At 61.3% G+C, this 12,474-nt stretch carries 11 protein-coding genes and 1 pseudogene; 4 read left to right on the top strand and 8 right to left on the bottom strand.

What is annotated here, in order from left to right; all coding sequences use genetic code 11:
• A partial coding sequence (locus tag UCMB321_RS13995) for a methyl-accepting chemotaxis protein (protein ID WP_040067697.1) occupies positions 1-1,314 on the bottom strand: 1,314 nt, incomplete at its 3' end.
• Between the two features lie 458 nt (positions 1,315-1,772).
• Between UCMB321_RS13995 and UCMB321_RS13985 the strand changes: the two genes are divergently transcribed.
• Positions 1,773-2,063 (top strand): DUF1652 domain-containing protein, encoded by a 291-nt coding sequence (locus tag UCMB321_RS13985; RefSeq protein WP_040067683.1) that lies wholly within the window; start codon positions 1,773-1,775, stop codon positions 2,061-2,063.
• A gap of 102 nt (positions 2,064-2,165) precedes the next feature.
• Here the strand turns inward: UCMB321_RS13985 and UCMB321_RS13980 are convergent, their stop codons facing one another.
• Positions 2,166-4,631, bottom strand: a complete 2,466-nt coding sequence (locus UCMB321_RS13980) for a UvrD-helicase domain-containing protein (protein WP_040067681.1) — start codon at positions 4,629-4,631, stop codon at positions 2,166-2,168.
• Between the two features lie 83 nt (positions 4,632-4,714).
• Complete coding sequence (locus tag UCMB321_RS13975) at positions 4,715-4,915, bottom strand: hypothetical protein (RefSeq protein ID WP_040067678.1); 201 nt, start codon at positions 4,913-4,915, stop codon at positions 4,715-4,717.
• Between UCMB321_RS13975 and UCMB321_RS13970 the strand changes: the two genes are divergently transcribed.
• Entirely contained in the window at positions 4,914-5,612 is a 699-nt protein-coding gene (locus UCMB321_RS13970) for a pirin family protein (protein WP_040067675.1), read from the top strand. The two genes, UCMB321_RS13975 and UCMB321_RS13970, sit on opposite strands and share 2 nt — an antisense overlap.
• Positions 5,613-5,683: 71 nt before the next feature.
• Here UCMB321_RS13970 and pgm read toward each other — a convergent pair whose 3' ends face one another.
• Both pgm and UCMB321_RS13960 read right to left on the bottom strand, forming a co-directional pair.
• Positions 5,684-7,330, bottom strand: coding sequence for a phosphoglucomutase (alpha-D-glucose-1,6-bisphosphate-dependent) (gene pgm, locus UCMB321_RS13965; RefSeq protein WP_040067673.1), 1,647 nt, complete (start codon positions 7,328-7,330; stop codon positions 5,684-5,686).
• A gap of 161 nt (positions 7,331-7,491) precedes the next feature.
• The gene (locus tag UCMB321_RS13960) at positions 7,492-7,761 is read right to left on the bottom strand and encodes a DUF1652 domain-containing protein (RefSeq protein ID WP_040067670.1); all 270 of its coding nucleotides are present in this window, start codon (positions 7,759-7,761) and stop codon (positions 7,492-7,494) included.
• A 426-nt stretch (positions 7,762-8,187) separates the two neighbouring features.
• On the opposite strand from UCMB321_RS13960, the gene eco reads away from it, so the two are divergent.
• Positions 8,188-8,667 carry a serine protease inhibitor ecotin gene (gene eco, locus UCMB321_RS13955; protein ID WP_040067669.1) on the top strand — a complete coding sequence of 160 codons (480 nt, stop codon included), beginning with the start codon at positions 8,188-8,190 and terminating at the stop codon, positions 8,665-8,667.
• An 11-nt stretch (positions 8,668-8,678) separates the two neighbouring features.
• Here eco and ilvA read toward each other — a convergent pair whose 3' ends face one another.
• Both ilvA and UCMB321_RS13945 read right to left on the bottom strand, forming a co-directional pair.
• Entirely contained in the window at positions 8,679-9,707 is a 1,029-nt protein-coding gene (ilvA, locus tag UCMB321_RS13950) for a threonine ammonia-lyase, biosynthetic (RefSeq protein ID WP_084615021.1), read from the bottom strand.
• Positions 9,708-9,915: 208 nt separating this feature from the next.
• Positions 9,916-11,502 (bottom strand): RimK family protein, encoded by a 1,587-nt coding sequence (locus tag UCMB321_RS13945; RefSeq protein ID WP_040067668.1) that lies wholly within the window; start codon positions 11,500-11,502, stop codon positions 9,916-9,918.
• Between the two features lie 92 nt (positions 11,503-11,594).
• Between UCMB321_RS13945 and UCMB321_RS13940 the strand changes: the two are divergent.
• Positions 11,595-12,050: pseudogene (locus tag UCMB321_RS13940) on the top strand (GNAT family N-acetyltransferase); the annotation flags it as partial.
• Between the two features lie 6 nt (positions 12,051-12,056).
• Here UCMB321_RS13940 and UCMB321_RS13935 read toward each other — a convergent pair.
• Positions 12,057-12,401, bottom strand: a complete 345-nt coding sequence (locus UCMB321_RS13935) for a hypothetical protein (protein WP_040067666.1) — start codon at positions 12,399-12,401, stop codon at positions 12,057-12,059.
• Between the last annotated feature and the right edge of the window lie 73 nt (positions 12,402-12,474).

The following is a 12,474-nucleotide window of genomic DNA, read 5'->3' as shown; positions in this document are numbered from 1 at the left end:
GGTGCCATTCTGGATCCCGGCGACCATCTGCTCGATTTCCTTGGTCGACTGCTGGGTGCGATGGGCCAGTGCCCGCACTTCATCGGCCACCACCGCAAAGCCGCGCCCGGCCTCGCCCGCCCGCGCCGCTTCGATGGCAGCGTTGAGGGCCAGCAGGTTGGTCTGCTCGGCAATGGCGCGGATCACGTCCAGCACCTGGCCGATGTCACGGCCCTGGGTCGCCAGGCCCTCCATCAGCACCGAGGTGCTTTGTACGTCCCGGGTCATGGCCTGAATCGCGTCCACTGTCTCCACCACCCGGTTGCGCCCTTCCAGCGCCGCCTGGTTGGATTGCTGCGAAGCCTCCGAGGTCGACACCGCGTTGCGCGCCACTTCTTCTACCGCACTGGTCATTTCGTTGACCGCCGTGGCGGCCTGCTCGATCTCGTTGTTCTGTTGCTGCAGCCCGCGGGAGGCCTCCTCGGTCACGGCGCTGAGCTCTTCAGCCGCCGACGCCAACTGCGTGGCCGAACCCGAGATCTGCTCGATGGTCTTGCGCAGGTTGCCTTGCATCGCCGACAACGCCGTCAGCAAACGGGCCGGCTCATCCTTGCCCTCGATGGCAATGGCCTTGGTCAGGTTGCCGCCGGCAATGGTCTCGGCGGCGGCGACCGCCTGGTTCAGCGGAGCCACGATGCTGCGGGTCAACAACCAGGCCAGCAACACGGTCATCAGCGCCGCCAACAGCGAAACCACGATGATGCCGGTACTGGCATTGCTGTATTCCTCGCCAGCCAGGTTCGACGCAGCCTTGGCCCCGGCCTTGTTGATCTCCACCAACTGGTTGAGCTGCACCCCCATCAGGTCCGTGCCGGCCTTGATCTGGTTGTTGATCAGGCTACGCACCTCCTCGACGTTGTTCTGTCGCGATAACGCCATCATCTGGTTCTGATCCCGGAGATAGGTGTCGAGCGTCGCCGCGAACTCCTTGTACTTGGCCAACTCCTCCCCATCCGCAGGCAAATCGGCATAACTTTTCACGTCCTTGCGAATTTTCTCCACCAGGACTGCAACGCGCGTTTCGGCGTCTTGCAGGGAGGCCGGATCACGGTTGATCAGTATGCGAAAAGACAAAATCCGCATACGCAATACACCTTCAAGCACATTGCCCAGATACCCCACACTGGGCAGTTGGTTCGTTTCCATGTCGATGGACGCCTGGCGAATCACTGTCATGCGGGTCTGGGAAAAGACGCCCAGCACAATCACCAGCAATGCAATGAATGCAAAACCGAGAAAGGCGCGAGGGGCGATATTCATATTTCGTAGGGACATGGGCTGCTCTCTATAAGACTGAGGACTACTAGCTTCCATGCCTGAGACGTGTCAGGTAGCAAAAGGCCATACCGACAGTGCTGGCCCGTTCTTCTTATCGACGGCGGGCTTGAACGGATTATCGGCAGGTGTTGTGACTTTATTCAGGGGGCAGTGAAAAAATATTTGATCTTATGGGTAGCATGCAAATAAGTGTCTCACTACTGATACACCGAAACCCTTGCCCACTCGAAGTTATGGCCATACGCCACCAACTGTACATACATGTGCAGATCATCGTCGTCGGACATGAAGCACTTGAACCAATGTAATAGACGCAGATCAAACTCCACGCAAACAATCACCGAGCGGCCTGAAAAAACGCTCCTGGTCCGCTGAACGGATGCTATTTTTATGCACTCTACTGGCGCGACCATGAGGTTGTGCCGTTCCTACCCGCGAGCAAAAGGAAGCGCTCAATGAAACAGGTGGGCAACATGAGTAATGTCTTCAGCAAGGTGACCTTCCCCAACGCTTGCCAACTGATGCGCTGGCATTTTCATCCCATGGGCTTCGAAGCCAGCATGGACGCGCCGGACAGCATGATCGCCCGGCTGTTCGACCGGGCCAGTGGCGAAACGCTGATCACCCTCGCCGGCATTCCCTGCGCCACGGTGATGAACGCCGCCGATGTGGAGCGCATCATCGAGGCGATTGAAGACGAACTCGAATCCTTCGTGCCACCCATGGGGCTGCGCGCCGTCAACTGACTGTATTGAATGAACGAGCCGGCTTGCCGGCAATAGCGATGGTGAATGTGACATCGCCATCGCCAGCAAGCCGGCTCCTACGGTCCGATACCTAGCAGGAATTCAGGGTTTGACGCGTAGATCGGCGAAGTATGCCTTGTCTCCCGCAATCCGATCCGAGGCTTTAGGCCCATTCCCGGCCTGGGCTTCCGGCCCGTCCAGATACCAGTAACAGTGTTTCACCGCCCGCGTGATGCCAACGTAGGCCAGCCTCAGGATTTCGTCCTTCTGCGCGTTGTCGTAGGCCTCGGCATCGCCGTCATCGCCCAACCCGGCCATGCGATAGACCTGGTTCTTGTACGGCGAGCGGGTCAGGTGCAGGCAATCGCCCAGCAGGAACACCACGTCGGCCTGTAGCCCCTTGGCACTGTGGTAGGTCAGTTGCCTGAGCCGGCGCTGCTCGGCAGGCAAGCTAGAATCAACATTAACCACGGACGAAATATACTCATTAATCAGTGACTTATCGCTACTTTTTCGAAATAACATCAAGATACTTTCACCGCGCCGGTAGTGCTCCTCCAGACGCTTGGCCAAACCGGCGTCGTCCCGATCCAGCACATTGACCGGCCACAGCGCCTTCGGCTCGCCGCTGGCCTTGGCCTTTTTCCCGGCAATCGCCGGTGCCGCGCGGACGATATGCTCGGCCGCGTCGATGATGTGCTGGTGACTGCGATAATTGTCGCTGAGCATGACCCGGGTGGTCCCCGGCGACGGGAATTGCTTGCTGAACTCCATGAAGTACTTGGGTGAGCTGCCACGCCAGCCGTAGATGGACTGCCAGTCATCGCCCACGCACAACAGCGACGAATGCCGGGCCGCGCGACCCACCTGCATGGCCGGGCCACGACGACGGATTTCCCGCAGGCTGGCCCGCAACCAGGAGACGATCTGCGGTGAAACGTCCTGGAACTCGTCGATCATCAGGTGCGACAACGGACGCAACAGCTCGTCGCTGAGCAGCGCCTGGTTTTCCGGGGTGTTTTCGCCGAACAGCGAGAACATGCGGTTATAGGTCATGATCGGCGGCGACTGGGCCAGCAGATGCGCTTCCAGGGCTTTCCAGAACAGGCTCAGGGCCTCGAAGAAGAAGCGGTCCGGATCGTCCTGGGCGAAACTCATCCGCGCCACGGCCGCGGATACATCCAGGCCGAGGTTCTCGATAAAACCGGCCGCCATGACGAAACAGTCGAGCAGCGGCGCGGACGCCAGTTCGCCCTTGACCTTGTAATCGAAGCCGGGACCGGCCGTGGCATCCCCAGCCAGAGAGGACAGGACGCACTTGGCCGACTCATAACTTTCAAGCCATATCAAAGGCTTACGACAGAAAGCTTGAAACAGGGTGCGCTTCACCGCCCATTCGGCCCGTACCGTGAGCTTGGCCCCGGGACGGCTGATCTGCGGGTTCTCCCGAGGGTCGAAGCCCAGTACCACCCAGGCTTCCAGTTCAGGAATGTAGCCGTGGCAATGGAAGGGCGAACCGTTGATCTCGATGACCTCACGGTCCGGCTCGATCCCGGGAATCGGCCAGGCGCCCGCGCGAAACCACAGATCCTCCAGGGTGTCGCACAGCTCCTCGTCGCGCTTGGACGCCAGCTCGGTGACCGCCATGCGCTTGCGCACATCCGGGTGGTCCTGATCCAGCTCCCGAAGCTGCAAGGCCTGTTTGTAGAGCGGCACCAGCACTTCGCGAAAACGCGGATTATCACTGTGCAGCCGGTGATAGCAGGCATTGAGCTGCTGGCGCTGGGCGTCGTTGATACGCAGATCGAACGGGTTGCTGTCGGCCCCCTCGTCAGCGAACAGACCGCGCTCGCTGAGGTTCTCGAACGCCTGCAACTGGCCGAATCCCGGCAGGCTGCGGACCATTGGCAAAATCCGCGAGTGGAAGGTTCGGACCACCTCCCGGGCCTCCCGGGGACTCAGCACATGCCCCCAGAGGCCCATGACCTCCACCAGCTTGGCCATGAAGTCCTTGCGCGACTCACGGGTAAAGGTCACCACCGTCATCGCGTCCAGCTCGAAGCCCAGGTAGTGGGTCAGCAGCAGGATGCGCAGGACCAGGGAAGTGGACTTGCCGGCACCGGCGCCGGCGATCACCGCCGTGGACGGCGTGTCGCTGAAGATCATTTTCCATTGCGCCGCACTGGGCTGCGCCTGTGCGGGCAGCAGTCGCGCCACATCGGCCTTGATACGTTTCTTCAACTCGGCCGTCAGCGGCAGGCGCCAATCGTCGAACAGGTTATCGTCGACCCCGGGCGCGCGGTGCTCCTGCGGACGCGTATCGCGGATCAGCAAGACCTGGCGTCCCTCCTCCAGGCCGTCGAGCCGGCCTTCGTTGTAACCGTACTCGACGCCCGCGCCATGCCCGCTGCGGAAGCCGTCGGCCTGGCCCTGCAACCAGGACGCCACGTGCTGGGCGCGAAGACGACTCAACCCGCCCCCCAGCAGCCTGGCCAGCAGACGTTTGAACAGAGGCAGTTGAGCCAGGGAGGAAAGTTCGGCAGGCGGTTCGGGTGTCGGTGATGGCACGCTGACTCCAGGTAGGCGACGGTCTGGGCGGAAGGCCTATGGTCGCTCCATTGCGTCCTGAGTTCTAGTCAATTGCTTGTCGATCAGCCATTTAGGCGACGAATTGAAAGTTGGGCGACAACTATTGCCTCCGAATACACATCTAATAAATAGATTGTTTTAAGGCATTTTTTACGCTTTTTATCGATATCAATCTGATAGATGATCACTGCCATCAACCACCGGTTACCGTCCTGCCCCGGCGCCTGCCGGCCCACGACGAACCTGAACAGGAGAAGACTCATGCTGCAACTTCGCCCCTTCAAGACCCTGGGCGGTGCTCATCACGGCTGGCTGGATGCGCACCACCACTTTTCGTTCGCCGAGTACTACGACCCGCAACGCATGAACTGGGGCAACCTGCGGGTCTGGAACGACGACGTGATCGCGCCCGGCACCGGCTTTCCACAGCACCCGCACCGGGACATGGAAATCATCACCTATGTGCGTGAAGGGGCGATCACCCACCAGGACAACCTCGGCAACAAGGGCCGCACTGAAGCCGGTGACGTGCAGGTGATGAGTGCCGGGACCGGGATCGCCCACAGCGAGTACAACCTGGAGTCGAAGCCGACCAAGATCTTCCAGATCTGGATCATCCCCAACGAGGCCGGTCTGGCACCGTCCTGGGGCGCCAAGCCGTTTCCCAAGGGTGAACGTGGCGAAGGCTTCGTCACCCTGGCCAGCGGCAAGGCCGGCGACGACCAGAGCCTGCGGATTCGTGCCGATGCACGCCTGGTGGCGGCCAACCTGAAGGCCGGGGAAACCGCCGAGTATCGCCTGGACAGCGGTCGTCGCGCCTATCTGGTGCCGGCCACGGGGGTGATCGAGGTCAATGGCCTGCGCGCCGAGGCTCGCGACGGGGTCGCGGTGGCCGATGAGCAGGTGCTGCGGGTGACGGCCGTACAAGACAGCGAAATCATCCTGGTGGACCTGGCCTGACCTGCTGAGCGGCTCAATAAAAAAGGGTGAACGACAATCGTCGTTCACCCTTTTTTGTCACTGGTGTTTTATCAGCTCGGCGAAATCGCCCCATCCACCAGCACCTGCGCCTCTTCCACCAGGCGCTTGAGGTGATCGTCACCCATAAAGCTCTCGGCGTAGATCTTGTAGATGTCCTCGGTGCCCGAAGGACGTGCGGCGAACCAACCGTTCTCGGTCATCACTTTCAACCCGCCGATGGCCTGGTCGTTGCCCGGCGCATGACTGAGGATGCGCTGGATCGACTCGCCCGCCAACTGCGTGGAGGTCACCTGCTCCGGGGCCAGCTTGCTCAGCAGGGCCTTCTGCGCCGGCGTCGCCTTGGCGTCGACCCGCACGGAGAACGGCTCGCCCAGCTCATCGGTCAGGGCGCGGTAGATCTGGCTCGGGTCGCGACCGGTGCGCGAGGTCATTTCCGCCGCCAGCAGGGCCGGGATCAGACCGTCCTTGTCGGTGGACCAGACGCTGCCGTCCTTGCGCAGGAACGAAGCCCCGGCGCTCTCCTCGCCACCAAAGCCCAGGGAACCGTCGAACAGACCGTCGGCGAACCACTTGAAGCCCACTGGCACTTCGTACAGGCGACGGCCCAGGCGCGCCGCGACCCGATCGATCAGGCCACTGCTGACCACGGTCTTGCCCACCGCCGCGTCAGCGCGCCAGTGCGGACGGTTCTGGAACAGGTAGTCGATGGACACCGCCAGGTAGTTGTTCGGCGCCAACAGGCCACCGGACGGGGTGACGATGCCGTGACGGTCATGGTCCGGGTCGCAGGCAAAGGCCACGTCGAAACGCTCTTTCAAACCGATCAGGCCCTGCATCGCATGGCTGGAAGACGGGTCCATGCGGATCTTGCCGTCCCAGTCCACGCACATGAAGCGGAAAGTCGGGTCGACTTCGGTGTTGACCACGTCCAGGTTCAGCCGATAGTGCTCGGCGATCGCCGACCAGTAGCGCACCCCGGCGCCGCCCAGCGGGTCCACGCCCAGGCGCAGGCCGGCGGAGCGGATGGCATCCAGGTCGATGACATTGATCAGGTCCGCGACATAGGTATTGAGGTAGTCGTGGCGATGGGTGGTGCCGGCCTTGAGCGCCTGCTCGTAGCTCACGCGCTTCACGCCGGCCAATCGGTTACCCAGCAGTTCGTTGGCCTTGGCCTCGATCCACTTGGTGACATGGGTATCGGCCGGGCCGCCGTTGGGCGGGTTGTATTTGAACCCGCCGCTTTCCGGCGGGTTGTGGGACGGCGTGATCACCACGCCATCCGCCAGGCCCGTGGTGCGACCGCGGTTGTAGCAGATGATCGCATGGGACACCGCCGGCGTCGGCGTGTACTCGTCGCCCGCGGCGATCATGGTTTCCACGCCATTGGCCGCGAACACTTCCAGCGCACTGGCGCCGGCCGGCGTGGACAGGGCATGGGTGTCGATACCGACAAACAGCGGACCGTCGATCCCCTGGGCCTGGCGGTACAGGCAGATGGCCTGGCTGATCGCCAGGACATGCCATTCGTTGAAACTCAGCTCGAACGAATTGCCGCGATGCCCGGAGGTGCCGAAGGCCACGCGCTGGGTGGAGATCGCCGCATCGGGCTGGCCGGTGTAATAGGCCGATACCAGTCGCGGGATATCGACCAGCAACTGTGCCGGTGCCGGCTTGCCCGCAAAAGGACTGAGTGTCATGCAAAACCTCTGGAGATGGATGGTACAGGGGAAGATGCGCAGTTTACTGGCAGTTCGACACTGAGGTTAAGGGTTCTATCCGTTGGCGTGAAGATTTTCCATGGGGCACGCGCTCCCCTGTCGCAAGCGCGTGCCTTGATGGGCGCAAATGAGGCGGCGCGTCAGCGCGCCCGGGCTTTCATTTCGCCAGGGGCACTGGCCTGATGCGTTTTCAGGTCATAGCGCAGTTCTGCAATCAGGTCGGAAATGGCCCGGCTGCTGTCCAGCGTCGAAGCCTGGATGCCGGTGACCACCAGGTCCACCCGTTCGGATTTTCGATCGAAGACCTTGACCGTCAACGACTCGTCCGCTCCCAGGCTGCATTGGCAGCGCGTGGGCAGGAAACTGCTTTCGATGATGTTGCGTAATTCCAACGTGGACAATACTTGCATGGCGACTCTCTCCTTTATGTGAGACGGCCAGGTCTTTGGCAGAACAGCCAGGGTCAGCCATTCACATCTGCGTCTGAAGCGGGCGCCCGGTCCGGCCATGGAGGACGACACCGTTTTCTAGATTAGGCCCTTTCACACAGACCGTTAAGGTTATTCGTCCGACAATCCAACACAATCGCCATGCACTCGATGTGCCGAAACAAGATGAATTATTGTTTATTGGAAAATTCGAGGCGTTAAAGCGCTAATGGGCCAGCGCGCCCGTGCAAAATGCATTAAATGGCTTCTAGGGTCATGCCGTTTGCCGGTATCGTGGCAGACGCCCCTGGCCTGGACCGGCATCCAAAGCCAGTGTCATTCGGCACCGTGCCGCCACCGCATCCATCAAACGAGGGAGTCCCCCTCATGACAGGGCAACGAGAGCTCATGAATTCGACCACTATCGCCGCAACCTTCCTGCTGGCGCTCACCACCACCGGCGCATTCGCCGCCGACAAAGCGGACCTGGCCCCCTTCCCCAAGGCCGAGGACGGTTTCACGCGCTCGGTCATTCGCGTGCCGAAGATGACCAAGGACTCCGATCACCGGGTCGAGATCATCGCCGGCAAGGTCATGACCGTCGATTGCAACCAGAAGCGCCTGGGCGGCAACCTCGACGAGAAAAACCTCGAGGGCTGGAGCTACTCCTATTACCGCCTGGAGAAAGCCACCGGGCCGGTGTCCACCCTGATGGCCTGCCCACCCGGCAGCAAGACGAAAAAAGACTTCGTCCCGGTGATCGGCGAGGGCTACATGCTGCGCTACAACAGCAAGCTGCCGTTGGTGATCTACGCCCCCGATGACATCGAGATCCGTTACCGGATCTGGTCGCCGTCCAAGCTGATCAAGCCTGCCAGCCGCGAATAATCCGCCCCGACTCATGCAGCGCCCAGGGCTGCGCGCTCGGCCACATGGCGAAGACTGTCGAAGTTGATGTTCGCCCCCGAGTTGATCGCCACCAGGGTCTGGTCACGCAGCCCATGGTCGGCCACGTACTGCTTGATGCCCGCCACCGCCAGTGCACCGGAAGGTTCGGTGATGGAGCGGGTATCGTCATAGATGTCCTTGATCGCGCTGCACAACTGGTCGTTGCTGACGGTGATAACCTCGTCGACATGCTCGCGGCAGATTTCAAAGCCATATGCGCCGATCTGCGCCACGGCCACGCCATCGGCGAAGGTCCCGACCCGTGGCAGCACCACCCGCTCCCCGGCCCTTAGCGCCGCTTGCAGGCAATTGGAGTGTTCCGACTCCACGCCGATGATCCGCACCTGTGGCCGCAGGTATTTGACGTAGGCGGCGATCCCGGCGATCAACCCGCCACCGCCTACCGGGACGAAGATCGCATCCAGCGGCCCGGGGTGCTGGTTGAGCAACTCCATGGCCACGGTGCCCTGCCCGGCGATCACCTGCGGATCGTCGAACGGCGAGACGAAGGTGTAGCCGCGCTCCTCGGCCAGTTGCAGGGCATGGGCCAGGGCGAACGGAAAACTCTCTCCCTGCAGCACGGCCGTGGCTTCGCGACTGCGCACCCCCTGCACTTTCAGTTCCGGCGTACTGGTGGGCATGACGATCGTCGCCTGGATCCCCAGGGTCCGGGCCGCCAGGGCCACGCCCTGGGCGTGGTTACCCGCCGACGCCGTCACCACGCCGCAGCGACGCTGGGCCTCGCTGAGCTGGGCCAGCTTGTTGTAGGCCCCACGGATCTTGAAGGAGAACGTCGGTTGCAGGTCCTCGCGCTTGAGCAGGATCTGATTGCCCAGGGCCAGGGACAGCGCCGGCGCCACTTGCAGGGGCGTACAGATCGCCAGGTCATAGACCGGCGCGGCGAGGATCTTTCGCACATAGTCGCCGAGCAGACGGGTATCGGTGGCAGGTTCCAGGCGGGTGGTGACGGTACGGGTCATGGCGGTCTCCGGGTGATCGTTTGGCCTCGGAGACAGAAAGAAAAAACCCGCCTCGGAGGCGGGTTTGGGTAACAGATACAGGTCAGCCCGCCAGATAAGGAATGGCGGTAATAATGCTTGGCTGAGAAAAACGCTGGACGGAAGTCATGCAGCGACGTTATCCGGGAGCCGGGGCCAAGTCAATGGTCGGATGCATCACCGCGCTCGCCTACCAGGCCTGGCCGCGACGCTTGAGTTCCAGGCGCCGGACGAACTCCTCGAGCACCAGGCCGTAGAGGTCATCCTGTAGATAGGCATCCTCGATGCCGGCGTCCAGGTTCGGGTTGTCGTTCACCTCGATCACCACCACCTTGTCGCCGGACTGCTTGAGGTCCACGCCGTACAGGCCGTCGCCGATCAGGTTGGCGGTCTTGACCGCCAGTTCCACCACCGCCCGCGGCGCCTCGTGAACCGCCAGGGTACGGCATTCGCCGTTGATGTCCTGGCCCTTGGCCTTGTGGTTGTAGATCTGCCAATGGCCCTTGGACATGAAGTACTGGCAGGCGAAGATCGGTTTGCGATTGAGCACACCGATGCGCCAGTCGTATTCGGTGTAGAAAAATTCCTGGGCCAGCAACAGGACCGAATGCTCGAACAACTCGGCGGTGGCCTCCAGCAATGCCTGCTGGCTTTCGACCTTGATCACGCCACGGGAGAAACAGCCGTCGGGGATTTTCAGCACCAGGGGGAACCCCAGTCGCTCACCTACCCGTTCGAAGTCCTCCGGTCGTTCCTTGTAGAGAATCTCGGTGGCGGGCATGCCCAGCTTGTGGCTCTTCAGCAGGTCGGTCAGGTACACCTTGTTGGTACAGCGCAGGATCGAGGTCGGATCATCCATGACCACCAGGCCCTCGCTTTCGGCTTTCTTGGCAAAACGGTAGGTGTGGTTGTCGACACTGGTGGTCTCACGGATCAACAAGGCGTCGTACTCGGCGATACGCGAATAATCCTTTTTCCCGATCAATTCGACATCGATGCCCAGGCCCTTGCCGACCCGGATAAAGTTCTCCAGCGCCCGGGCATTGGAAGGTGGCAGGGTTTCCTGCGGATCGTGCAGGACCGCCAGGTCATAACGGGCCAGACGCCGCGAACGGGGCACCCGCCAGATCTTGCGACTGAAACCGTCGAGGGCCTGGGCGAAATGATCTTCCCGATCTTCGCACAACTTGTGCAGGGTCCCCGACTTGACCCCTTCGATATGCCAGGCGTTGCTCTTCTTGAATTCGACCAGCAATATCGGGCAGGGAAAAACTTCAAATAACTGCCGCGCCAGGTCCTGTAACGGTTCGATCACCGTACTGCCAAAATACAAGGTCAGGGTAAACCCCTCGGTGCCTTGGTAAAGTTGATGCCCCAGGGCCTTGTCGAGGGTTTTGTCCAGATCATCCAGGGCCAGTCCGTAGAGCGCCTTGCGGGTCAATTCGCTGATCGTGCGCACCGATGGAATGACCTTGTGCCCACGCGCCTCGGCCAGCAGCGAGCAGTAATAACCGTGGCCCAGGTATTTGTAGCTACGGCACAGGTTGATCACCTGCACACGCTTGCCGGGCTCGCTGACACGGGTTTGCTCAAGGTACTCCTGAGCGGTGACGATGTCTTCGCTGGGAAAATAAGAGGTCCAGTCTTCCTTGCGCTCGACGATAATAACCAACTGACTACCGGGGTTATTTGCAGCAGACAAAATAGTTGTCGTGCTTATTGCTGTCAGTGAAGTTTGCTCGGATACTTCGCGCCAATGACCTTGTACCGCTGACATAGAAACCGGCCCCATGAAAAACAAGACACTTCCTATTAAGCACGAAGTTTTTTGAAAGTCCCGTTTCGTTACACAACTTTTACGGTGGTTATATGGATCTTGTCTTTCGCGTTGCCACGCCCGACGATTTGCCCGCCTTGCTGGAACTGGAAGAACACTGTTTCACCACCGACCGGCTGACCCCGCGCAGCTTCCAGTGGATGATCAGTCGGGCCCACGCGCAACTGCTGGTCGCCGAGCAACCCGACGCTCGACTGGCCGGTTATGCCCTGGTGCTGTTTCATCGCGGCACCTCCCTGGCGCGCCTTTACTCGATCGCCATCGCCCCCCATGCCCGCGGTACTGGCCTCGGCAAGGCGCTGTTGCACCGCAGCGAAGCCTGCGCCCTGGAACATGACTGCGCCTACCTGCGCCTGGAGGTGCGCACCGACAACAGCGCCGCCATCGGCCTCTACGAACGCAATGGTTATCGCCGCTTCGGACGGATCAGCGATTACTACGCGGACCACACCGACGCCCTGCGCCTGGAGAAATGCATTCTCGAGCACCATGGCTCAGCGTTGCGAATTCGGATCGCTGCGGGTCCCCGGACTGATCGGCACCGCCATCGGTGCTGACTGGTCACGGGGGTAGCCATTCTGGATCGCGCCGTTTTCGATCGTCGAGGGTCGTGGCTTGGGCAACGTATTGGGACCGCGCAAGGGCGGTGCGCTGGACTCCGAACCCTGGCGACTGTTGGGGTTGGCGCGGCGAATCGGGCTGTTATAGGGGTTGTCGCTGTTGAGCAGGTTCTGCGCCAGCCATGGCGTCGCAGGCAGGGAAGCACCCTCGACGGGCGTGACAGCGATCAGAAGCCCAACGACCAGCGGGGTTGCCAGCGCGAAGACTGGTCTGTTCATGACGCCTCTCTTCAAGCATGAGTTCGTTATGGGGTTGGACAACGCCTCACCCCATAATATACCCGCGGCAGCA

Origin of the sequence: Pseudomonas batumici (genome assembly GCF_000820515.1) — a bacterium.
Lineage (GTDB): Bacteria > Pseudomonadota > Gammaproteobacteria > Pseudomonadales > Pseudomonadaceae > Aquipseudomonas > Aquipseudomonas batumici.
This window is presented reverse-complemented; position numbering and strand designations above follow the sequence as displayed.